The sequence below is a fragment of the Roseiflexus sp. genome (assembly GCF_057785375.1).
Genome location: NZ_JBYNRX010000108.1, coordinates 1 through 24,286, shown reverse-complemented (window position 1 = coordinate 24,286; position 24,286 = coordinate 1). Strand labels below are relative to the sequence as shown.

General features: G+C 60.0%; 15 protein-coding genes and 1 CRISPR repeat array. Of the genes, 14 read left to right on the top strand and 1 reads right to left on the bottom strand.

Annotated elements, in window-relative coordinates:
• The first annotated feature begins 223 nt into the window (after positions 1 to 223).
• From AC3EA7_RS21745 to AC3EA7_RS21680, 14 genes are all read left to right on the top strand, one after another.
• Positions 224 to 1,249 (top strand): fatty acid desaturase family protein, encoded by a 1,026-nt coding sequence (locus AC3EA7_RS21745; RefSeq protein WP_488616175.1) that lies wholly within the window; start codon positions 224 to 226, stop codon positions 1,247 to 1,249.
• Positions 1,250 to 2,000: 751 nt separating this feature from the next.
• Positions 2,001 to 3,374 (top strand): BCD family MFS transporter, encoded by a 1,374-nt coding sequence (locus tag AC3EA7_RS21740; RefSeq protein WP_488616174.1) that lies wholly within the window; start codon positions 2,001 to 2,003, stop codon positions 3,372 to 3,374.
• Between the two features lie 12 nt (positions 3,375 to 3,386).
• Positions 3,387 to 4,190 carry a class I SAM-dependent methyltransferase gene (locus AC3EA7_RS21735; RefSeq protein ID WP_488616173.1) on the top strand — a complete coding sequence of 268 codons (804 nt, stop codon included), beginning with the start codon at positions 3,387 to 3,389 and terminating at the stop codon, positions 4,188 to 4,190.
• Between the two features lie 154 nt (positions 4,191 to 4,344).
• Positions 4,345 to 5,592 (top strand): ferredoxin:protochlorophyllide reductase (ATP-dependent) subunit N, encoded by a 1,248-nt coding sequence (gene bchN, locus AC3EA7_RS21730; protein WP_488616172.1) that lies wholly within the window; start codon positions 4,345 to 4,347, stop codon positions 5,590 to 5,592.
• Between the two features lie 478 nt (positions 5,593 to 6,070).
• Entirely contained in the window at positions 6,071 to 7,810 is a 1,740-nt protein-coding gene (locus AC3EA7_RS21725) for a ferredoxin:protochlorophyllide reductase (ATP-dependent) subunit B (protein WP_488616171.1), read from the top strand.
• A gap of 20 nt (positions 7,811 to 7,830) precedes the next feature.
• The gene (gene bchL / locus AC3EA7_RS21720; RefSeq protein WP_488616170.1) at positions 7,831 to 8,652 is read left to right on the top strand and encodes a ferredoxin:protochlorophyllide reductase (ATP-dependent) iron-sulfur ATP-binding protein; all 822 of its coding nucleotides are present in this window, start codon (positions 7,831 to 7,833) and stop codon (positions 8,650 to 8,652) included.
• A complete protein-coding gene (gene bchM / locus AC3EA7_RS21715; protein WP_488616169.1) occupies positions 8,643 to 9,350 on the top strand; it encodes a magnesium protoporphyrin IX methyltransferase in 708 nt (235 codons plus the stop codon). The genes bchL and bchM overlap by 10 nt, the downstream gene beginning before the upstream one ends.
• Before the next feature lie 171 nt (positions 9,351 to 9,521).
• Positions 9,522 to 9,851 carry a hypothetical protein gene (locus tag AC3EA7_RS21710; RefSeq protein WP_488616168.1) on the top strand — a complete coding sequence of 110 codons (330 nt, stop codon included), beginning with the start codon at positions 9,522 to 9,524 and terminating at the stop codon, positions 9,849 to 9,851.
• A 50-nt stretch (positions 9,852 to 9,901) separates the two neighbouring features.
• A complete protein-coding gene (acsF, locus tag AC3EA7_RS21705; protein WP_488616167.1) occupies positions 9,902 to 11,017 on the top strand; it encodes a magnesium-protoporphyrin IX monomethyl ester (oxidative) cyclase in 1,116 nt (371 codons plus the stop codon).
• A gap of 75 nt (positions 11,018 to 11,092) precedes the next feature.
• Complete coding sequence (locus tag AC3EA7_RS21700) at positions 11,093 to 14,941, top strand: magnesium chelatase subunit H (protein ID WP_488616166.1); 3,849 nt, start codon at positions 11,093 to 11,095, stop codon at positions 14,939 to 14,941.
• Between the two features lie 29 nt (positions 14,942 to 14,970).
• Complete coding sequence (locus tag AC3EA7_RS21695; RefSeq protein ID WP_488616165.1) at positions 14,971 to 16,272, top strand: BCD family MFS transporter; 1,302 nt, start codon at positions 14,971 to 14,973, stop codon at positions 16,270 to 16,272.
• A gap of 81 nt (positions 16,273 to 16,353) precedes the next feature.
• The gene (bchI, locus tag AC3EA7_RS21690; protein ID WP_488616164.1) at positions 16,354 to 17,487 is read left to right on the top strand and encodes a magnesium chelatase ATPase subunit I; all 1,134 of its coding nucleotides are present in this window, start codon (positions 16,354 to 16,356) and stop codon (positions 17,485 to 17,487) included.
• 104 nt (positions 17,488 to 17,591) lie between these two features.
• On the top strand, positions 17,592 to 18,707 hold the full coding sequence (locus AC3EA7_RS21685) for an AAA family ATPase (protein ID WP_488616163.1): 1,116 nt from the start codon (positions 17,592 to 17,594) through the stop codon (positions 18,705 to 18,707).
• A 1-nt stretch (position 18,708) separates the two neighbouring features.
• Entirely contained in the window at positions 18,709 to 19,365 is a 657-nt protein-coding gene (locus tag AC3EA7_RS21680) for a DUF4276 family protein (RefSeq protein ID WP_488616162.1), read from the top strand.
• Positions 19,366 to 19,413: 48 nt separating this feature from the next.
• On the opposite strand, the gene AC3EA7_RS21675 is transcribed toward AC3EA7_RS21680, so the two are convergent.
• Complete coding sequence (locus AC3EA7_RS21675) at positions 19,414 to 22,230, bottom strand: helicase C-terminal domain-containing protein (protein ID WP_488616161.1); 2,817 nt, start codon at positions 22,228 to 22,230, stop codon at positions 19,414 to 19,416.
• 680 nt (positions 22,231 to 22,910) lie between these two features.
• A CRISPR array of direct repeats spans positions 22,911 to 24,274; the repeat unit is 37 nt; unit sequence ATTTCAGTGCTCTTCTGCGAGCCGAAAATTCCGAAAC.
• Positions 24,275 to 24,286: the final 12 nt, after the last annotated feature.

Here is a 24,286-nt window from a genome sequence, read left to right as displayed (position 1 = left end):
CACCCGTACTGGCATTCTGATAACTGAGCAGCCAGCGTTGCCCCCGAAAGAAGTTGGAGAACGTCAACAACGAACGAACAGATCATTACATGTGTTCAGATCACTTGAGTTCGTGCTCAGACGTGGGCTATAGTGAAAGGAACAAGAAAACAGGCTCCTGGCGGTAATGAACGCTTCAGCGGGAAGCGTCTCGTCAGCGAGCAGTGATACGAGGATCAACATCGTGTCTTCAGTCAGCAACGCAGAGTACATCGCACTCAAGAGACTCATCAAGGAACGCGGTCTTCTCGACAAGCAACCAGGGTTTTTTATCGGCGTGATTGCGCTCAAGGTCGGCATGCTTATCGCCAGTATCGTCATTCTGTTTCTGGTCGATAATCTTTGGATTCAGGCGTTGAACGCCATATTCATGGGCTTTGTCCTGGCGCAGATCGGGTTTACGTCCCATAGCGCCTGCCACCGGCAGATCTTCCACAAGGTCGGCTGGAACGATGCGTTTGGCATTTTCCTGGGTAATCTGCTGTTAGGGTTGAGCGCCGAATGGTGGACCGGCAAGCACAATGCGCACCACGCGCATCCGAACCACGACGGCATGGACCCCGACCTGGACGTGCCGGTGGTGGCGTTCACGCCCGAGCAGGCGGAGTCGCGGCGCGGCATCTGGCGCTGGATGGTGAAGAATCAGGCGTTTCTCTTCTTTCCGTTGCTCACATTGCAGGGGTATGCGCTGCGTGAGGTCAGTTACCGCTTCGTGCTGAGTCCCGATTCGCGACGGCGCGGCATCGAGATTGCCATGATGGCGCTCAACCTGGTCTGGTATCTCTCGCTGCCGATAATCGCGCTGGGACCGTGGGCCGGGATCGGGTTCATTCTGATCAGTCAGGCGTTCTTCGGCGTGTATCTGGGGTCGGTCTTTGCTCCCAATCACAAGGGGATGCTGATCGTCGATGATGACACGCAGATCGATTTTTTGCGCCTCCAGGTGCTGACGGCGCGCAATGTCAGCGGTCATCCGATCACCGATTTCTGGTACGGCGGCCTGAACTATCAGATCGAGCATCATCTGTTCCCGTCGCTGCCAATGCACCGTCTGCGTGAAGCGAGCCGGATTGTCAAGGAGTTCTGTGCAAAACACGGCATTTCGTACCACGAAACGTCGATGATCCAATCGTACCGCGAGATTCTGGGGTATCTCCACGAAATCGGCGCATCACTGCGCGCCCCGAAGGCGGTGTCGTCGTCGGTGTAGGGGTGCAGACCTCAAAGGTCGGGGACGTTCAATGGACCTTCCCCCACGACCTTTGAGGTCGAGCGTGACCCTTTCCGTCGGTGACGTTCAATGGTCGAGCCTGATCCCCGGCGTAGACCCTTGAGGTCCACCGGCGTTCCTGGAGTGAGCAGGAACCACACCGCTGGCGAGGTTCGCCGGCAGCGACGCATCTCCGGCGAAGACCTCAAGGGTCGGCGACGTTCCCGCCAAGACCTTTGAGGTCGTTGGCGTTTCCGGCGTGGGCGCGACCCGTTCCGCCGGTGGCGTTCAATGGTCGAGCCTGATCCCTGGCGCAGACCTCAAAGGTCGGGGATGTTTTCGACCTTCCCACCATCTCATCCCTCACCCCTCACCCCTCACCTCTCACCTCTCACCTCTCACCTGCACAGTTTTTGAACATATCTTGCAGAATAAATGAAATGTATTCTGATCATTTCAAGCGATTGCGCAGAGAACATGTAAGTGATGCGTAGTGAAAATAATGTTGAAACTGAGAGGACGTGTGCTATAGTAATACTACGAACTCTGAACTACATCTTTTGCCGGGTTATACTGCGTATGGTTCTCATACGTGGTTGTTGTATCCTTTTTGATTTTTTCTCGCGTCATTGTAGTTCAGATACATTACTACAAAGTTGTCGAATGTTCACTATTCTGTCGGCGCAAACGGTGATGTTTGCAGCGGCACGGCATTGTGAACAGGTAAGCACGTTTTTCAGGGAGGCGACGTATGAATCTGCTGCGCGCAATCGGTCGGTTCCTGCTGGGCGCTCTGAAGGTGTTGCGCCTAGCGCTGCCCAAACTGGGCGTGGGCTGGATGTTCGCCCTGCTCACCAGCAACTTCAACCGCGTGTCGATCGTCGAGCTGGGAGTCATGGCGATCATCGTGACAACGATGATCGGTCTGCATCACTTCCTGTCGCCGTTTCAGGTGGTCTGGGGGCGCATCGCCGATAGCCATCCGGTCTTTGGGTTGCGCCGCACACCCTACCTGCTCCTTGGCGCGACGGTTGCCAGCCTGGTGTTCCTGGCATTGCCTTCGGTGGCGCTGGCAATGGGTGAGGGGTCGGTGCTGGCAATCGCCGCCGGGTATGCGCTGCTGATCCTGTTTGGCGTCAGTATCGCAGCAATGGGCGACTGCCACCATGCGTTGATTGCGGAGGTGACCAATCCCAAGACGCGCGGCGGCGTCATTGCAGTGGTCTGGACGTTCACGATCATGAGCACGATCATCGCTGCAACGGTGATCAAGGCGCGCATGCCGACGTATACCCCTGAGCTGATGCAGTCGCTCTACAACCTGACGCCGCTGGTGGTGATCGGTTCGGCGCTGCTCGGCGTGCTGGGTATCGAGAAACGTCTGAGCCGCGCAGAGTTGGCGGTTGCGCTCGAACGTGCGCGCGCTGCCGCGCCTCCCGGCAATCCGTTGAGCGCGGCGTTCGGTCTGCTGCGCCAGAATCCGCAGGTGCGCGCGTTCTTCGGGTTTGTCTTCCTCTCGATCGTCGGCATCTTCCTGCAGGACTCGATCCTGGAAGTCTTTGGCGCTGAGGTCTTCCATATGACCCTGAAGGAGACGACGACGTTTACGCAGACGTGGGGCGGCGGCGTGCTCGGCGGTATGCTGATCATGGGGCTGCTCAGCACGATCTTTCCGATCGGCAAGAAACTGATTGCGTTGATCGGCGGCGTCGGCACGGCGTTCGGTCTCGGACTCCTGGCGGTCTGTGCGCTGACTGAACAGCGTGCGCTGCTCAATCCGGCGATTGTGCTCATGGGCGTCAGCACCGGTCTGTACAACGTCGGCGCGCTGTCGCTGATGATGGATATGACCGTCGAAGGCGCAACCGGTCTCTACATGGGTATGTGGGGCATGGCGCAGGCGTTTGGCACCGCAACGGCGAATATTCTGGCAGGTGCGCTCCATACGGTGCTGATCGAGGCGCAGGCGCTCAGCCAGACGCTCGGCTACGGCGTGATCTTCGGTCTGGAAGCGGTGCTGATGGTGATCGGCATTGCGCTGCTGTCAGGCGTCAGCATCGAGGCCTTCCGCGGTCTGACGCGCTCCGACATTACGCGCGCGATGGAAGCCGGCGCAGTCGCCTGATGAGGTGTGCGGGTGACCGACGTTCTTCCTATCCGGTTCGATGCCATTGCTGGTGCGTATGACCAGGTGCGTGGTCATCCGCCGGAGGTTGCGGAGCAAATCGGCAGGGCGATTGCGACGCTTGCAGGGAACAACGCGCTTGTGCTGGAACTCGGCATTGGCACCGGTCGCATTGCTCTGCCGGTCGCCTCAGCCGGTTGCCGGGTCGTCGGAATCGATATTTCTGCTGAAATGCTGCGTGCAGCGCGCACGAAAGATGGCGGCGAGGCGCTGTGGTTGCTTCAGGGGAATATCGAACGTCTGCCGTTCGCCGATGGGGTGTTTGATGCGACGCTGGCAGTGCATGTGCTCCATCTGGCGCGCGATTGGCGCGGTGCGCTCGCTGAGGCGCTACGAGTCCTCCGTCCGGGCGGGGTCTTCATTCAAGGGCGCGACTGGCGCGATCCGCAGAGTTGCGTCGGCCGGCTGCGCAGCAAACTGCGGGAAACGTTGATCGACCTGTTGCCCGGGGCGCGTCCGCCAGGCGCGGGTGCGGCGATTGGGCAGGCGCTGGCGAAACTTGGCGCGATGGCGGAACCCGAGGTGGTGGCGGCATCCTGGGTGGCGCCGATCAGCCCGGCGCAGGTGCTCGAAGAGATGGAGTCGCGCTCGGACGCCGAAACCTGGGTGCTCGACGACGTCACGCTGAATGCTGCGCTCGAACGTCTGCGCGTGTGGGCGGCGAGCGTCTACAGCGATCTGAACCAGCCCGAAATGGTCGAGCGACGGTTCGTTCTTCAGGCGGCGCGGCGAACGCTGAACGCCCCTGACCCTTGAGGCCTCGTTGAACAATGGTATCCGTTGTAGTCTATGGGACATAGGTGGGAAGGTTAGCCGGGCAAGAGGCAAGCAGGAGAAGGCGGGCGGGGAAGACGGGTTGGTTCTCAGTTCTCGGTTCTCGGTTCTCGGAACCCCTAAGCAAGGCAATGCCATGGCAGCGACAGTCATTCGGGAAGACGGCGCATACCACAGTTTCTGCGGGCTGACGTGCGTGGGCTGGCTGTATCAGAAGATCAAGGACAGCTTCTTTCTGGTGCTCGGCACGCATACCTGTGCTCATCTGCTCCAAAACGTGCTCGGCGTCATGGTGTTCGCCCGTCCGCGCTTCGGCGTCGCGCTGATCGAAGAGGCGGATCTGTCGCAGCAGCAACCAGAATTGAACGCCATCATTGATGAGATTGTCGCCGATCACCATCCGTCGGTCATTTTCCTGCTCTCTTCCTGTACGCCAGAGGTGATGAAGGTCGAGTTCGACGGTCTGGCGCGCGCAGTTAGCCGCCCCGATCTGCCGGTGCTCTTCGTGCCCGCCAGCGGTCTCGACTATACCTTCAGCCAGGCGGAGGATTCGGTGTTGCAGGCGTTGCTCCCCTTCTGCCCGGTCGCTCCTCCCGATGATCGACGGGTCGTGTTCCTCGGTTCGGTCAATGATGCGATTGCCGATGATTTTCGCGCCGAAGCGGCACGTCTCGGCATTCCGGTCGCCGGGTTCCTGCCTGAAAGCCATTTCCGCGATCTACCGCCGATCGGTCCAGGCACGGTGGTGGCGCCGCTGCAACCGTACCTGGCGAAGGTCGCCGGTCGCCTGGCGCGCGAACGCGGCGCAACGGTGGTGACCTCACTGTTCCCCTTTGGTCCTGACGGAACGCGGGTGTTCTGGGAAGACGTGGCTGCCGCGATGGGGAATCCGGTCGATCTGCGCGATCGTGAACGGCAGGCATGGGATCGTCTCGAACCGCACCTTGAGATTCTGCGCGGCAAGAAGGTGTTCTTCACAGCGGACAACCTGATGGAACTGCCGCTGGCGCGGTTCCTCAAGAACGCCGGATGCACCATTCTGGAATGTAGCAGCCCGTATATCAACCGCAAGTTCCACGTGCGCGAACTGGCGGCGCTCGAAGGAGTGCGCATCGTTGAACAACCCAACTTCGACCGGCAGTTGCGCGACATCCGGGACTTGCGCCCTGACCTGGTGATCAGCAATCTGGCGACGACCAACCCGCTCGTGGGGCACGGTGTAGTGGCGAAGTGGAGTACGGAGTTCAGTTTCATGCCGATCCACGGCTGGAGCGGCGCTGCAACACTTGCCGGCATGTTCACCCGACCGCTCAAACGCCATGCGCAACTCGACCCGCTCATGGACGATCCGCTGTGGGTGGCGGGGATGATGCCGGGGCGGTGAAGGTGGGAAGGTTGAAGGTGGGAAGGTTGAAGGTGGAAAAGTTGAAGGTTGAAGGTGGGAACGTCCCCCGACCTTTGGGGTCTACGTCGAGGATCAGGCGCCGCCATTGAACGTGACGGGCGGGAAGGGTTGCACCCGCGCCGGGAACGCCGCCCGACCTCAAAGGTCTTGGCGGGAAACACCGACCCTTGAGGTCTGCGCCGGAGATGCGTCGCTGCTGGGGAACGTCAGTGGCGGGAAGGGTTGCACCCGCGCCGAGAACGCCGCCCGACCTCAAAGGTCTTGGGAGCGCGGTGGAAGGTTGCAGGTGAAAGGTGCGAGGTTGGCGTGTTTGAACGTTGAACGTTGCAGGCGGTAATGTGGGGAGGTTCGCAAGGCGAGAAGGAGAAGGAGTGAGGGGGAAGGGCCAGGTGGTTCTCAGTTCCTGGTTCCTGGTTCTCGTACCCCCTCATCCCTAATCCCTGATCAGGAAACCACTATGCGACTGGCTCTCTGGATGTATCAAGGCACAGCCCATCACGGCGTCGGGCGGATCGCCAACAGCATGCGCGGGGTGCATGCGGTGTTTCACGCGCCACAGGGCGACGACTACGTGAATCCGATCTTCACCATGCTGGAGCGCACCCCTGATTTTCCGCGCATGACGACGAGCATCGTCAGTGGGCGCGACCTGGCGCAGGGAACGGTGCGGCTGCCCGAAACCCTCCGTCAGGTCGATGCGCAGGTGCAGCCGGATCTGATCGTGGTGTGCGCCAGTTGCTCGACCATTCTGCTCCAGGAAGACCTGGAGCGCATGGCGCGCAGCGCCGGAACGCGCGCGGAGACGCTGGTGTACGACGCCAACCCCTACCGTATGCAGGAGGTGCGCTCCGCTGATGGGTTGTTCACGCTGCTGACGCAACGTTGTGCGCGCTCGCAACCGCCGACGGCGGCGCCGAGCGTCAACATTCTCGGTCCGGCGTCGCTCGGCTTCCACAACCGCAGCGATCTGATCTGCCTGCGGCGCATGCTGGCAACCCTCGGCGTGCAGGTCAATGTCGTCGCCCCTCTTGGCGCTTCGATCCGCGATCTGGAGCGTCTTCCGGCTGCCTGGGCGACGATTGCGCCCTACCGCGAACTGGGGCAGCATGCCGCACGCTGGCTCGAAGCGCAATTTGGCGTTCCGGCGCTTACCGATGCGCCAATCGGTGTGCAGCCGACCCTGCGCTGGCTGCGGCGCCTGGTCGAGGCGCTCAACAATGCCGGTGAACGATTGCAACGCCTGACAACTCCGCTACGCCTGCCGTCGCTGACTGCGTTCTCGCTCGATGGCATGAGCGCGCCGAGTTCGGTCCCCTGGTTCGCGCGCACCGCCGACATGGACAGTTACAGCGCAAAGCGCGCCTTTGTCTTCGGCGACGCCACGCATACTGTCGGCATGGTGAAATTTCTGCGCGATGAACTGGGCATGCAGATCGCCGGAGCCGGAACCTATCTGGAGCACGAAGCCGACTGGGTGCGTCAGGAACTTCAGGATTACCTGCCGGCCGACGAGGCTGGATCGGCTGACTCCGCCTTTCTGGTGACCGACGTGTTCCAGGATGTGGCGCGGCGCATCGCCGATCTATCGCCTGACCTGGTCTGTGGGACGCAAATGGAACGCCATGCTTGCCGCAAGCTCGATATTCCGTGCATGGTCATCGCTCCGCCGACGCATATCGAAAACCATCTCCTGAGTTATCGACCGGTGCTCGGCTTCGATGGCGCCGATGTGCTGGCGGACACAGTCTACACCACGGCGACGCTAGGCATGGAGAAACATCTGATCGATATGTTTGGTGATGCGGGGCTGGAGTATGAAGAGCTGGGAACTGAGAACTCGGAACCGAGAACCCAGAACCTAGAACGGAGAACTGAGAACCCAGAACTGAGAACCGGGCGCTCAGAACCGGGAACCCAGAATGGGGAACTGAGAACTGGGGAACCGGCTGTCGCGGGTTCGAGATCAAACGGTGATGTTTCTGGTTCGGCGATCAATCCCGCTGCGCAGGTCATTGCGGCATCACTCCGTTCTGTCACTCCGGTCTGGTCGCCGGAGGCGCAGGCGATGCTCAAGAAAGTGCCATTCTTCGTGCGTGGGCGGGTGCAAAAGAATGTCGAGCGGTATGCCGCGCAACACGGCTATGCCACGATTACCGCCGAGGTTCTGGTTGAGGCGAAAGAAGCGCTTGGCGGTTGAAACGCTGGCGGAGGAAGAGTATGAGTCTCACGCTTGCCATCTACGGAAAAGGCGGTATCGGCAAAAGCACGACGAGTTCGAATCTGTCAGCAGCAATGGCGCTCAAAGGCGCGAAGGTGTTGCAGATCGGCTGTGATCCAAAGCATGATAGCACGTTCGCGCTCACCGGCATGCTCCAGCCGACTGTGATCGATGTGCTGACCGAAGTTGACTTTCATCACGAAGAAGTGTCGGTCGAGGATGTGGTCCATACCGGTTTTGCCGGAGTAGACACGCTCGAATCGGGCGGCCCGCCGGCGGGCAGCGGTTGCGGCGGTTATGTTGTCGGCGAAACGGTCAAACTGCTGCACGAGTTCGGTCTGTATGACAAGTACGACGTGATTGTGTTCGATGTGCTTGGCGATGTGGTGTGCGGCGGGTTCTCGGCGCCGCTGAACTACGCCGATTACGGCGTCATCATCGCCTGCAACGACTTCGATAGCATCTTCGCCGCCAACCGCCTGTGCCTGGCGATCAAACAGAAGAGCGCGCGCTACCGCGTCGAACTGGCAGGCATTATCGCGAACCGGGTGGACTATGAACTCGGCGGCGGCACGGCGCTCCTCGAGCAGTTCGCCGAAACTGTCGGCACGCAGATCATCGGTCGCGTGCCGTACCACGATCTCATCCGTCGCTCACGTCTGATGGGCAAGACCCTCTTCGAGATGGAAGGTCCCGGCAAAGAAGAATGCACCACGCCATTCCTGGAGATGGCAGAGTATTTGCTGAACCGTCCACGCTCGACGGTGCCGAAGCCGATGGGCGATCGAGAAATCTTCAATGTGATTGGCGGATGGCGATGATCGATGTGACTCGACATAAACAACAGCTGCGCGATTACTTCGATGGTGACGGTTTTCGGCGCTGGAGCGCAATCTACGGCGACGCCGAGGTGTCGCGCGTCCGGCGCACCGTCCGTGTCGGGCATGCCCGGATGCTGGCGCGCGCCGAAGCCTGGCTGCTCGAATGGATCGGCGCGACGGGGCGCATGCCATTGGCGATGAGCGCGCTCGATGCCGGCTGCGGCACCGGCGTCTTCAGCATCATGCTGGCGCAGCACGGCATGCAGGTCACAGCAGTCGATATTGCGCCACAGATGACCGCTGCCGCTGCTGAACGCGCGCAAGCGGCAGGGGTGGCGCAGCGGGTGACGTTCCTGGCTGGCGATATCGAAGAAAGCGCCGGAACCTTCGATGTGGTTGCGTGCTTCGATGTGCTGATCCACTATCCGCAACCGGCATTCGGTCAGTTGCTTGGACATCTGGCGCAGCGCACACGTGGATTGTTGTTGTTCACGTATGCGCCATACGAGCCGTTGCTTGCAGCGATGCACTGGGTCGGCGGGTTCTTCCCGCGTGCTCACCGGAGAACCGAAATTCAGATGATCCGTGAGCAGGACGTGCGTTATACCATCGCTAGACACGGCTTGCGCGTCGGTCGGATCGAACCGATCCGCAGCGGTTTCTACCACGTGAACCTGGTCGAGACGATACGTGAATGAAACGACACCGACCTTTGAGGTCTTTGCCGGGAATGGCGGTCTGCGAGGAACGGTGTCTGCGGAACGGTCGCCGCGCCTGGTTCGGATCTGTCTCGACATCAAAGGTCTTTAAGGAATACGTGTTTTCTTTGTGCCTGTAGTAACGAATATGAACTACGTAAGCGAGGGCGTATGAAGCGACTTATCCTGGCGTTGCTGGCGATGATTGCCGGAGGAATGTGGCTCTGGTATCACCGCGAGAAGATTCTGGAAGGCGAGGGGGTGGTACGTCTCCAGAGTGAGCATGAACACTTCCACCTGCATGTCGATCTACCGCCGGGCTTGGAGATCGAAGCGGGCGACACGCTCGAAATTCTGACCGTGCCGCAGACGCACGGTCAGACGCATGGGGAGATCACGTACTCCAGCCGGATTCGGTTGACGAAGGCGAGCAGCCTGCGCCGCGAGCTGGTGAAGCGCAGCAGCCTGGTAGAGATCAATGAACTGGTCGAGCATCCGTGATCGTGGTTTGATGTTCTGATCCGACGCGGTAGCAACAGGAGGAGGCAACGATGATCAATATGCCTGGTGAATACAGCCCGACGACGCGCCATGCGCTGCGCGAAGCGATCCTGAACCCGCGTTTTTACACGACTGATTTTCGAGCCATTGATCGTCTCAATGTCGCGCATATGCGTGATGAATTCGACTGGATTCGCAATGAATTCGAGTTCGATTACAACAAGAAGCATTTTGTGCGCAACGAGGAGTTTCTGGCAAACTTCGACGATATGCCCGCTCGTGATCAGTTTATTGAGTTTCTCGAGCGCAGTTGCACCGCAGAATTTAGTGGATGTCTACTCTACGCGGAAATGGTCAAGCATCTCCATGATCCGACGCTCAGGGCGATCTTCCGCTGTATGAGCAGGGATGAAGGTCGCCATGCCGGTTTTCTCAACAAAACAATGGCGGACCTCGGCGTCGAAATGAATCTGCAGGTGCTCCATACGCGCAAGAAGTACACCTATTTTCAGCCGAAGTTTATTTTTTACAGCGTCTATCTCTCGGAGAAGATCGGCTATGCCCGGTATATCACGATCTACCGTCATTTGCAGCAGCACCCGCAGGGCCTGATTCACCCGATCTTCAAGTGGTTCGAGAAGTGGTGCAACGATGAATACCGGCACGGCGAGTTCTTCTCGCTGTTGATGCGCAGTCAGCCTGATCTGCTGCGTGGCGGCAACCTGCGCTGGATCCGGTTCTTCCTGCTGGCGGTATACGCCACGATGTACCTGAATGATGCGCGCCGCGCCGGGTTTTATGAGGCGCTCGGCCTGAACTGGCGCGATTACGATCAGCAGGTGATCCGCCTGACAAACCATATCGCCACGCAAGTGTTTCCGGTGACGCTGCCGGTGGATGATCCGCGCTTCTTCCGCCATCTCGACGCCTGTGTGCGCTACGACGCTCAGATCCGCGCGCTCGAAGGACGGAACGATCCGATTGCTCTGGCGCAGCGGGCGCGCCTGAGCGCCGGGATCGCCGCGCGCCTTCTGGCGACCTATCGCCTGCCACCGGCGCCAACCACCGACGTCAGTCACTGGAAGGGTCTCGAAGGCTTCCCGAACTATCCCGGTCCGGGCTGGAAAAAGGATACATCGCTCAATGAACAGGTGATCTCAGCATAAATCGCCAGGGTTCAGGGGACCGCACGCGGAAGCGTTAACCTTAACCCCTAACCCCTAACCCCTGAGGACTCAGCCATGCGCTTCGTTTTCCTGACCATGGACGGCAACCATTTTGCGGCGCTGCGTGAAGGCGCCAGGTTGCTGCATCGCGATGAGGGGATCGCACTGAGCCTGACGTGTTATGACACGAATGCGCTACGCACCGCCGCTGACTGGCAACGCCTGGCGGACGATGTGGCGGCAAGCGATGTTGTGTTCGGTGCGATGCTCTTCGGCGAGGAGTTCGTCCGTCCCCTGGAACAGGTTCTGATGCAGGCGACGGCGCCAGTCTGCATTATTACCAGCAATCCGGCGCTCATCCGCATGACTCGCCTGGGGCGATTCGATCTGCGGAAGAAGGTGGAGGAACAGGAGGCGTCGCTCCTGAGTCGCTGGATGCACAAGTTCCGCCCCAAAAATGGACGGGGCGAGGGGCAGCGGCAGTTGGCGCTGATGCGTAATCTGGGGCGCGTCCTGCAGCACATTCCCGGCAAGGCGCGTGATCTGGCGACCTACATTGCGGTGCATCAGTACTGGATGCACAGTTCGCCCGAAAATCTGCGCCGCATGCTGGTCATGCTGATCGAACGGTATGTGCCCGGCTATCAGGGTCGCATGAAGGTGCTGCCGCCGATCGAGTACCCCGATGTGGCGCTGCTGCATCCTGATGCGCCAGAACCGTTCGTCGACGAGCGCGAGTACGAGAAGTGGCTCGCGCAGCGCACAAAACGTCGCAAAGGCGAGCCATCGAAGGGATCTGTAGGGTTGCTGACGTTGCGCACGGTGGCGTTGAGCGGCAACATGGAGCACATTCACGCTCTCTACCGCGCGTTGGAACAGCGCGGTCTCGAGGTGCGCATGGTATACGCCGCCGGTCTCGATTTTCGCCCGGCAATCGAGCGTTTCTTCCTGACCCATGAGCCGCGCACACACTGGTTCGGCGGCGAAAATGCCGGTCACCGCACCCGGCGGGCAACGATCGATGCACTTGTCAATGGTGTGGGATTCGCGCTTGTTGGCGGCATGGCGGCAAGCCAGCCCGACGAGGCGGTGGCGGCGTTGCGCGACCTCGATACCCGCTACCTGGGGTTGATCCCGCTCTCCTTCCAGCGCGTCGAGGAGTGGCGCCGCGATGACAGTGGGTTGACTCCTATTCAGGTGGCGATGAATGTTGCGCTGCCTGAACTCGATGGCGCGGTCGAGCCACTGGTCTTCGGTGGACCGACGGCGGGCAGTGATCGCTTCGTGCCGCTGCCTGAACAGATCGATCTGGCAGCCGAGCGCATCGCGCGGCATGTGGCGCTGCGCCGCACCCCGCCCCACGCCAGAAAACTGGCGGTTGTGCTCTTCAACTTCCCGCCAACCCTCGGCAATGCTGGCACCGCCGCCTATCTCGACGTCTTCGCCTCGGTGCATCGCCTGCTTCATGCGCTGCGCGACGCCGGGTACTCCGTTGAGGTTCCAGCATCGCCGGAAGAACTGCGCCACCTTGTCGTGGAGCAGAACGCGGAATTGTTCGGCACACCCGGCAGCGTCGCCGCGCGTCTCAGCGTCGCCGATTACCGGCGCCTCTTCCCTGCGTATCCTGCCATCGAACCGTTCTGGGGCGCCGCTCCTGGCGAGTTGCTGACCGATGGACGTGACTTTTTCATCTGTGGCCACACGTTCGGCAACGTGTTCGTCGGGTTGCAGCCATCATTCGGCTATGAGCGCGACCCAATGCGCCTCTTGATGGCAAAGGACGCTGCGCCGCACCACGGCTTCGCGGCGTTCTACACCTGGGTGGCGCACGTATTTGGCGCGCATGCCGTGCTTCACTTCGGCACCCATGGCGCGCTGGAGTTCATGCCGGGGAAACAAACCGGCGTCAGCACGCAGTGCTGGCCCGCGCGCTTGCTTGGTCCTCTGCCGAATATCTACTACTACAGCGTCAACAATCCAAGCGAGGGAACGATTGCCAAACGCCGCAGCGCCGCAACGCTGGTGAGTTACATGGTTCCGCCGTTGCAACAGGCAGGGCTGTACAAAGGACTGCGCCGCCTGAAAGACTCGCTCGATGCGTATCGGGCGCGTCCGCAGCCGGGTATGCTCGACGACATTCGCGCGCAGGCGGAGCAGTTGGGCATCGGCAATGAAATGGACCAGACAACCGATGAAACGTATGTCGCGGCGCTGGCGCACGAACTGTTGCAGATCGAACAGCGCATGATCCCGGTCGGGTTGCATGTGCTCGACAAAGAACCCGACCCCGCCGAACTGACCGATGTGCTGGCGCTGGTGGCGGCATTCGCCCGACCGTCAGGCGTCGAGCAATCGCTGACCCATGTGGTGGCTGCGGCAATGGGTCACGAGTATGGACGGCTCCAGGCGGCGTTGCGCCACGATCCGCAGGCGCAGGAGGTCTTCCAGCGGATCGATGCGCTGGTGCGCGACGCAATGCGCGCGCTGGTGGAAGAATATCGCTGCCGTGCGTCGTCTGCGCCCGTGCCTGGCATGACGTTCGAGCAAACGCTGCTGCGGCGCGCGCCGCTTCCATCCGGCGTCTTGCGTCGGTTTCGCGCTTACCTGGAAGACCTGCTCGACCGGATGGTTCACGACCACGAACTGCGCAATCTGCTGCACGCGCTCGATGGCGGCTACATCCCGCCATCGCCGGGCAACGACGTGGTGCGCAACCCGGCAGTGGTCCCCACGGGGCGCAACATTCACGGTCTCGACCCGTATCGCGTGCCGACGGCGGCGGCTCAGGCGACCGGCGAGCGCCTGGTGGCCGACCTGCTGGCGCGCCTGAGCCGTGAGCAGGGGCGCATGCCGGAGAGTGTCGCCATTGTGTTGTGGGGAACGGATAACCTGAAGAGCGACGGCGAAGGCATTGCGCAGGCGCTGGCGCTCATGGGCGCGCGTCCGGTCGCCGACGAACTCGGCAACATCAGCGATGTCGCGCTCGTTCCGCTGGCGGAACTGGGCAGGCCGCGCATCGACGCGGTGATCACCGTCAGCGGCATCTTCCGCGACCTGTTCAGCCATCAGATGCAGTTGCTGAGCAAGGCGGCTCGGCTGGCAGCGCACGCCGATGAGCCGCCGGAGCGGAACTATGTGCGCAAACACGCGCTGACGCATGCCGCCGAACTTGGCATTAGCCTCGACGAAGCTGCCACGCGCGTCTTCTCGAATGCGCCGGGCAGCTACGGCGCGAATGTCAACCACCTGGTCGAGAGCAGTACGTGGAACAGCGACTCCGAGATGAGCGAAGCCTTCGTGGCGCGGAAGAGTTTCGCCCCTGGCGCACACGGCGAATGGCGCGACGCGCGCGCGGTGCTGGAGCGGGCGCTGGCGACGGTCGATGCGACCTTCCAGAACGTGGACAGTTTCGAGATCGGGATCAGCGACATCGACCACTACTACGAGTACCTTGGCGGTGTGACGAAGAGCGTTGAGAAACTGCGTGGCGCCCGGCCACGTGTGCTGGTCGCCGAGGCGCTGGCGACCACCGGTGAGCGCATCAGCACGCTGGAGCAGCAGGTGCGCATCGAGACCCGTGCCAAGCTGCTGAACCCCAAATGGTTCGAGGCAATGCTCGCGCATGGCTACCAGGGGGTGCATGAGATCGAAGCGCGCGTCGGCAACACGTATGGCTGGAGCGCCACAGCGGACGCCGTCGAGGGGTGGGTCTACCAGGGGGTTGCCGAAACCTTCATGCTCGACGAGGAGATGCGCGAGCGTTTGGCGCTGCTCAACCCACACGCCGCCACCGCCATCGCCGGCAGACTGCTCGAAGCGCACAGCCGCGGATTCTGGCAGGCGGACGACGCCACCCTCATGGCGTTGCAAGCCATTTATGCGGACCTTGAGGATCGACTGGAAGGGATTGCCGTGGAGCGGTAAACGCTCGACGTTCAGGAAAGGAGCGCACGATGACGCTGATCAAGAATATTCGCCTGGGGTTGCTGCATGTTGCGATCGCCATGACCTTCGTGTTGATCAACAGCGTGCTGAATCGCATCATGATCCATGATCTCGGCATTCTGGCGAGTGTGGTCGCCGTGCTGGTCGTGCTGCCATACATCCTCTCGCCGGCGCAGGTCTGGATCGGGCAGTATTCCGACACCCATCCGGTCTTCGGGTACCGGCGCACGCCATACATCGCGCTGGGAACATTGCTTGCGCTTACCGGCGCTGCGCTGGCGCCGCATGCGGCGCTGGCATTGGCGCATGATCCGTCGGTTGGCGTGCCGCTGGCATTGCTGCTGTTTGGTATGTGGGGCGTTGGATACAACCTGGCGGTTGTCGCCTATCTGTCGCTTGCCAGCGATATGTCCACCGAGCAGCAGCGTTCGCGCACGGTTGCGATTATGTGGTTTATGATGATCACCAGCGTCATTGTGACGGCGGTTGTTGTTGGACGCGCGCTGGAGCCGTACAGCGAAGAGCGCCTGTTTACCGTCTTCCTGGAGACGGCTGGCGTCGCGCTGGTCCTGGCGCTGGCGGGGTTGATCGGTCTCGAACCGCGGCGCGAACCCATTGCCGCGCAACAGAGTCGCGCCGGGCAGATGGCGGCCATCCGTGCCGTGCTCGACAACCCGCAGGCGCGGATCTTTTTCGTCTACCTGATTATGATGCTGGCGGCGATTCTGGGTCAGGACGTGCTGCTGGAGCCGTTCGGCGCACAGGCGTTCGGGATGAACGTGAAGGAAACCACGCAATTGACGGCGATGTGGGGCGGCGCGACGCTTGCGGCGCTGCTGCTGTACGGTGCGCTCCTCAGCCGCTGGATTAGCAAAAAGCGCGGCGCGATGATCGGCGGCTCGATTGCAGCGACCGGCTTTCTGCTCATTGCGCTGAGCGGTATGACTGCCATGGAAGCGATGTTCTTCCCCGGCATCGTGCTCCTTGGCTTTGGCACCGGTATCGCCACAACGACCAACCTGGCGCTGATGCTCGATATGACGACGGCGGAACAGGTTGGGTTGTTCATCGGCGCGTGGGGGGTGGCAGACGCCATCGCGCGTGGGGTTGGCACGTTGCTTGGCGGCGTGATGCGTGACGTGATTGCGCATATGAGCGGAAGCGCGGTCAGCGGTTACGTGAGCGTGTTCCTGATCGAGGCGCTGCTGCTGGGCATTTCTCTGGTATTATTACAGCGGATCGACGTAACCGCCTTCCGCAGCCGCCAGCCGTCGCTGACCGAACTGGTCGCGATTACCGGCGATGCCTGATGACCAGGATCCGACAACTCTTGTGATCGGCGTTGGCTGAGCCTGTCGCAGCCAACCGGTGACGCCCGATATCGAGGTGTTATGACCACAACCTCTGCTGAAACGCACAACGGCAAACCGACCGACAGCGGACTCGCCACGCTGCCGGTCTATCCATTTACTGCGATCGTTGGTCAGGCGGAATTGAAACTTGCCCTGCTCCTGTGCGTCATCGATCCGACAATCGGCGGCGTGATGGTCATGGGGCATCGTGGCACGGCGAAGAGTACGGCGGTGCGGGCGTTGGCGGCGTTGCTGCCGCCACAGCGCGCCGTCGCCGGGTGCCCCTACGGATGCGATCCGGCTGCGCCGTCGCCAATCTGCCCGCACTGCTCGGCGCCCGATCAGCATACCACGAAGAACGGCCAGGAGAAGCGACGCGCCGGCACAAAGCGCCTGCCCGCAATCCTGCGTCCGGCGCCGGTGGTCGATCTGCCGCTCGGCGCCACCGAAGATCGGGTGGTTGGCGCGCTCGACATCGAACGTGCGCTGGTCGAGGGGGTGCAGGCATTTGCGCCGGGATTACTGGCGCGCGCCAATCGCGGCTTCCTTTATATTGATGAAGTGAACCTGCTCGAAGATCATCTCGTCGATCTCCTGCTCGACGTAGCGCAGAGCGGCGTCAACGTCGTCGAGCGCGAGGGCATCTCGGTGCGTCATCCGGCGCGGTTCGTGCTCGTCGGCAGCGGCAACCCCGAAGAGGGCGACCTGCGCCCGCAGTTGCTCGACCGCTTCGGGCTGCACGCACGCATCACCACCATCGACGACGTGGCGGAGCGCGTCGAGATCGTCAAACGGAGGCGTGCATTCGACGCCGATCCGGTAGCATTTGCGCAGCAATGGGAGCGGGAACAGCAACGGTTGCAGCGGCGCATACGCATGGCGCAGAAACGGCTGCCCTCGGTTGAGTTGACCGACGAGGCATTGTATGCAGCGGCGCGATTGTGCGTGGCATTGAACATCGACGGGCACCGCGGCGAACTGACGCTGGCGCGCGCGGCAGTGGCGCTTGCCGCGTTCGAGGGGCGCGAGAGCGCGCAGCCGTCCGACATCGCGCGGGTCGCAACGCTCTCGCTGCGCCACCGGCTGCGCAAAGACCCGCTTGAAACCTCCGGCGACGACGCGCGGATCGAACGCGCTGTCGCCGAAACGATCGGCGCCGCCGCGCGGGCGTAGCGATGCCATCTCCCTGCGCAACCTGTCGTTGTTGCATATGTGGCAGGCATGCAGACCCAAACCATGGTACACTCAAAGATAAATGATCTGGAAGAGGGCTTGTTATGCCTCAACAGATGCTGGAACGAGTCATACTCAAAGGTTACAAATCATTCCAGAGTCTCGATCTGTTGCTTGAACCGGTCAATGTATTGATCGGCGCGAACGGTTCGGGCAAATCGAACTTTATCAGCCTCTTCACATTTCTTCATCGCATAATGGAAGAGAGCCTCCAGGTTCATGTTGCCCAGAGTGGCGGCGTGGATCAGATTCTTTATTATGGGCGCAAGACGACCGATCAGATCGACATCATGCTTTGGTTCAGGCGGGATGATCTGGCAAACGGGTATGCCTGCACGCTTATTCCCGCTCAAGATACCTTATTGATCAAAACCGAAGCGACATTGTTCCACGACCGTCGTCACTATTCCGAGCCGTACCTGGATCGACGTGATGACCTGTTGAGACCTGAGAGCAATCTGTGGCGCTGGGTGAAAGAGAGTCGCGTATCCAGGTACGTCTATCAGGCGATGCGTTCCTGGCGACTCTACCATTTTCACGATACGAGCCAATCGGCGCGTGTCAGGAGTGGGTGCGATATTCACGACAATCAAGCGCTGCATCCCGAAGGCGCCAACCTCGCAGCATATCTCTACTTGCTGCGTGAACAGTATGAAGAGCATTATCGTGCTATTGTTGAGACGGTGCGGCTGGTTGCGCCGTTTTTTGGCGATTTTGTGCTCCGTCCTTCTCCGCATAACCCGGAAAAAATTCGTCTGGAATGGAAAGAGCGTGGTTCGGACACAATCTTTGGTCCAGGCACGTTCTCTGATGGAACGCTGCGTTTTATCTGCCTGGCAACGCTGTTCCTCCAGCCACCGGCAAAAATGCCAGCAACGATTGTTCTTGATGAACCTGAGCTGGGTTTGCATCCCTATGCCGTCACACTGTTGTCTGAAATGATCCGCAGCGTTTCACATCAGGTTCAATCGATTCTATCGACCCAATCGGTCACGCTCATTGATCAGTTTACTGCACCCGAAATCCTGGTCGTTGATCGCACCGAAGAAGGATCTGTCATTCGCAGGTTGGATGAGGCAGAGATCGAGCACTGGTTAGAAGACTATAGTCTCGGCGATCTGTGGGAGAAAAATGTAATCGGCGGGCGTCCAGGACGGTGATATGAAAAAAGTGCTCATCTTGTGCGAAGGACAAACAGAGGAAACGTTTGTTCACCGTAGCGTAGCGTCGCATTTGTTGAGCCGTGATATTGTCGCTATTCCCACCCTGATTGTGACAAAATTATCGAAATCAGGTGCAGCATCTCGAGGAGGCATCACGCGCTATGCCCAGGTTCGTCGTGATATTTTCAACCTGCTTCGCGACAACAGCGCTGTATTAGTGACTACGCTTATTGACTACTACGGATTGCCTGCTGATTTTCCAGGAGTATCGACACTTCCTGCCGCGTCGCCCCATCATAAAGTTGCACATCTTGAGCGGGAATTTACTCGGGATATAGGTCATGATCGCTTTTTCCCCTATCTGATGTTGCACGAATTCGAGGCATTTTTGTTCGTGCAACCAGAATTCGTCAAGCAAATGTTTACAAAGCGTGATGCCGTGGGTCGCATGTTTGGCGACTGGGAGTCATTTGCGTCGCCTGAAGATATCAATGATGGTCAGCATTCTCACCCTGCAGCACGCATCCGGCGCCATTTTCCGCAGTACCGGAAGCCGCTCCACGGACCTCGCATTGTTGAGCAGATTGGTCTTGACGCCATTCGTGTACAATGCCCGCATTTCGACGCCTGGATGCGGCGGTTGGAATGTTTGTGACAGGGAAGGAACAGGTTTTGCCCCCGCCCCTACGCCCCCGACATACCATTATTCGCCATTATTCGCCGCCAGGAAACGCCGCGCCAGATCGGGGAGACGTTGCAACGGACCGCTGCGCACCGTGGTATGCGGCAGTGAGTCGAGGAAGGTCTGACCGTATTTCTTCGTCAGCAGGCGGCGGTCGAGCACCGCCACGATGCCGCGGTCGTCCTTCGAGCGGATCAGGCGCCCGAACCCCTGTTTGAAGCGCAGGATCGACTGAGGGACGGCGTACTGGTTGAAGGCATCGTCGAACTGCTCTGATCGCGCAGCGAAGATCGGGTCGGTCGGCACGCTAAAGGGGAGCTTTGCGATCACCAGCACCGAGAGCGCATCGCCGACCACATCGACCCCCTCCCAGAAACTCGAAGTGCCGAGCAGCACGGTGCCGGGGAACTCCTTGAAGCGTTCGAGCAGACTGCGGCGCGAACCGTCGATCCCCTGACCGAGCACCGCGATCCCGGCGTCTTCGAGCGGTTCCTGGATGGCGCGGTAGGTTTGCCGCAGTGCATTGATGGCGGTGAACAGCACCAGCATCCGCCCGTTCGTCGCGCGTGCCAGGTCGATAATGGCCTGCTCCATCGCTCGCTGATACCCGGGATGCGACGGCTCTAGAATATCGTTTGGGATATACAGCAACGCCTGACGGGTGTAATCGAACGGCGAGTCGAGCGCCAGTTCTTCAGCCTCATCGAGACCAATCCGCTCGCGCACAAAGTGGAAGTCGCCGCCGACCGCCAGCGTCGCCGATGTCAGCACCGTCGTGGTCTTGCGTTCGAACAGGTTGGTGCGCAACATCTCGGCGACCGAGAGCGGCGCGGCGGAGAGGGTCAGCGTATCGCGCAGACGGTCGTGGGTCAGCCAGGTGACTTTTTCTTCCGCGCCGCCGGTCAGAATATGCCCGATATTGACGCGCACTTCGGTTGCATACCGTTTGAGCGCCTGCACGCGCAGCAGCAGCGCATCGTATTCCAGCAGTTCGGCATCTTTCAGGTCGATCAGGAGCGACTCCAGTTGCCCGAGGCCCTCGCCAATGGCGGTCAGCGTTCCGCTGAGCGTTTCCCAGGCGCGTTCGACGTCCGCCCACGACGGTTTGCGTCGCAGCGCCTGGGTGATGCGCAGGCGCGTGTCGGCGGCATTCAGATTGGCGTCGTGTCGGATGAACGCCATCAACGCATTGAAGCAGCCGTACACCGCATCGCGCGCACGCGCCACTGCCGGACGCAGGGCGGCCGCAATGGAGTCGGCGCGGTCAATATCGACCCGGGTTGCCATGCTTTCGCGGAAATGGTTTGGAAGTTCGCTCAGCAACCCGCCGACGATCTGCGCCTGGTCTTCGACAAAAATATCATCGAGGAACGCAAGCAGCCCTTCCCGATCAACATTGAAGCTCAACTGATCGGTGGCAGCCTCCTCCAGATTGTGCGCCTCGTCGATAATGAGGTAATCGTAAGGCGGAATGACATCATTCTCGACCGCCAGATCCGCCATCAGCAGCGCGTGATTGACGATCACCAGATGCGCCGCTTCCGCCTGCCGGCGCGCTTTGAAGAAGAAGCAGCGATGAAACTCGCTGCAACGTGGACCGGTGCACTGATCCCAGGCAGCGCTCAGTTTATTCCACGTCGCATTCTCGCCTTCCTGCAACGGCAATTCTGCGCGGTCGCCGCTCTCGGTGACATGGAGCCACAACTGCACCTTGAGCAGCGCGCGCACATCGTCCGACATCAGCCGCGGATCGCGCCGCAGGTCGTGGTATCGTTTGAGGCACAGATAATTACTGCGTCCCTTGAGCAGCGCTGCAGTGAACGGTGGCTTATCCGTCGCTCCATTTGACATAACTTCTTGGAGTGCCGGAATATCCTTGAAGAACAACTGATCCTGTAGATTGATCGTATTCGTCGAAATGACGACACGCTCACCGCGGCGCGCAGCGTGCAGCGCCGCCGGAACCAGGTACGCCAGCCCTTTGCCGGTGCCCGTGCCGGCTTCAGCAATCAGCGCCCCGCCCTGATTGAGCGCATCGGCAACCGCTTCCGACATCCGCACCTGCTGATCGCGCTGTTCATACCCCTCGAACGCACGGCCAAGCGCCCCATCAGGGTTGAAGAACCGACGGATCTCCGTCAGATTGATCGGACGAGCATCGCCGGTGGGCTTCAGCGGGACACATTTCTCTTCGGTGTCGTGCGATTCGGCGGCGCTGATCGGCGTTTCGTCCACAAAGACGCGCAAGGCTTTGGCGTGCTGCGCCTCCTCGAAGAGCGGTCGCAGAGACCAGTCGATCCGCGCTGTCAGACGCACAATCTCATTCAAGTCATTCAGGTTGAGTGCCGCAATGCGCTGAAGCAAATTCAGGAAGACCTGCCGGGTCACATCGGCATCGCTAAGCGCGCGATGCGCCTCATCATGGGCAATGCCGAGCGTTGCCGCGAGGGTGCCAAGGCGGTAGGCAGGTGTCCGCGGCATCAGGAGCGTCGCCAGTTCGAGCGTATCGAAGGCTGGTTGGGGCAGGCGCATGCCCTGTGCCTGGAGCATGTTGATGTCGAACCGAACATTATGCCCGACGAGCGGATAGTTTTTGAGGAACGTGGCGAAGCGTGGCGCCACTTCCGTAAAGCGCGGCGCGCTGGCGAGCATCTCGGCGGTGATGCCGGTCAACCGACTGGAATTGAGCGGCAGCGAGTGGCGCGGCTGCACAAGGGTGTCGAACGTCTCGAGCACTTCACCGGCGCGGAACTTAACCGCTGCAATCTCGATAATCTCATCGACCCCTGCCTCAAGGCCGGTGGTTTCGACATCGATTGCTACAAAAATCTGATCCATCACGTGCCCCTGAATGCTGGCGCGCCAACCGGAGAGACATTATAGCATGGCGATGACGCCCTAGCGTATCTATCCACTAAGGAGGAATCCTCTCATCCCCCAACCCCCTTCTCTCCCACAGGGGGAGCAGGGGGCGGTGGAGCGCGGCGCCCTTCGTTGGGGACGGCGACGGCGTAGGCGAGGTCGGCGAGGAGCGGGGGCGTTGGAGCGCGGCACGGCGCCCTTCTTCCCGCCCCCCTTCTCCCACAGTGGGAGCAGGAGGCGTTGGAGAGCAGCGGCGCTTCGCCGGTGATGGCTTCCCAATGCCCAAAGCGAACGACGCCATCAAAGGGCTTGATCATAGGGTGATCAGCCGGATGTGGCTCAATACTTGCCCGTGTTGACCGTCTTGCGGCTGAGTTGGCTGCGCCTGTCGAAGCCAACCGCGCGCATCAGGAGCGCCGTGCCGCGCCCGCCTTGCGGCTGAGTTGGCTGCGCCTGTCGAAGCCAGCCGCTATTCTACGAGCGCGCTTGCCGGGTGCTGATGTCTCCAGGCTGAGTTGGCTGCGCCTGTCGAAGCCAACCGCGCGCATCAGGGCGGGAACCGGTGCGGGAACCAGATGTTGGCTGCGCCTGTCGAAGCCAGCCGCTATAGCCTGAAGCAAGATTTTTGCCTTTTGCCTTTCACCTTTTGACTTACGCCCTCAGTGCTCTTCTGCGAGCCGAAAATTCCGAAACTCATCTCGTTAAAACTACTCATCGACGAACTGAAAGAAATTTCAGTGCTCTTCTGCGAGCCGAAAATTCCGAAACGATAGGGGTCACAGGAAGGCGGATGAGCACGGAAAATTTCAGTGCTCTTCTGCGAGCCGAAAATTCCGAAACCCAATGGTGCGGTCGGGGTATGTCGGGAGTCAGAAATTTCAGTGCTCTTCTGCGAGCCGAAAATTCCGAAACCCGCCCCGTTCGAGCCGATCCTTCGAACTCGTGTTCAGATTTCAGTGCTCTTCTGCGAGCCGAAAATTCCGAAACTCTATCCAGCTGAATCAGCGCTCGAATCATAGCCCATTTCAGTGCTCTTCTGCGAGCCGAAAATTCCGAAACTCTCCAAGTCCGTCAGTCATTTACTGACCCCTTCCAATTTCAGTGCTCTTCTGCGAGCCGAAAATTCCGAAACTTTATGAACGGTCGGAGGAACAGTTCTGGACCTGAGTTTCAGTGCTCTTCTGCGAGCCGAAAATTCCGAAACAAGTGCTAGCCAGACACGTCGCATCGAGCCAGGGTGGGATTTCAGTGCTCTTCTGCGAGCCGAAAATTCCGAAACGTCCGTGAACATCCGTTCTACACCCGTATTACTAGCCATTTCAGTGCTCTTCTGCGAGCCAAAAATTCCGAAACCGAACGGGCTTGGAGAAATCATCAAACGAGTGCTCGATTTCAGTGCTCTTCTGCGAGCCGAAAATTCCGAAACTCGCATGAGTGAGACAAGAATCGAACGAACAACCCCGAAATTTCAGTGCTCTTCTGCGAGCCGAAAATTCCGAAACCAAGGCTGGATGTCCAGGTCATATTTGCAACTGACTGCGATTTCAGTGCTCTTCTGCGAGCCGAAAATTCCGAAACTTTTCGCTACCGGGATCTAAACGTTGACTCACAACGTCGAATTTCAGTGCTCTTCTGCGAGCCGAAAATTCCGAAACCCACCGCGTGAACGCGTGCGGAAGTGGACAAAGCTGCAGATTTCAGTGCTCTTCTGCGAGCCGAAAATTCCGAAACCTTTTGCAATCTTGTCAAGCGCCAGCCAGACGCGTATTTCAGTGCTCTTCTGCGAGCCGAAAATTCCGAAACTTGTTATGAGCGCGATACCTTTTCAGCCTGTTCCATTTCAGTGCTCTTCTGCGAGCCGAAAATTCCGAAACCGGGCGAATTGAACTCCTTGCTGAGTCGTGTCTTGAATTTCAGTGCTCTTCTGCGAGCCGAAAATTCCGAAACTTGAGTCGTCCTGGCCGTGGCGGCCAGGCGGAAACAATTTCAGTGCTCTTCTGCGAGCCGAAAATTCCGAAACGTACCGCTCAAC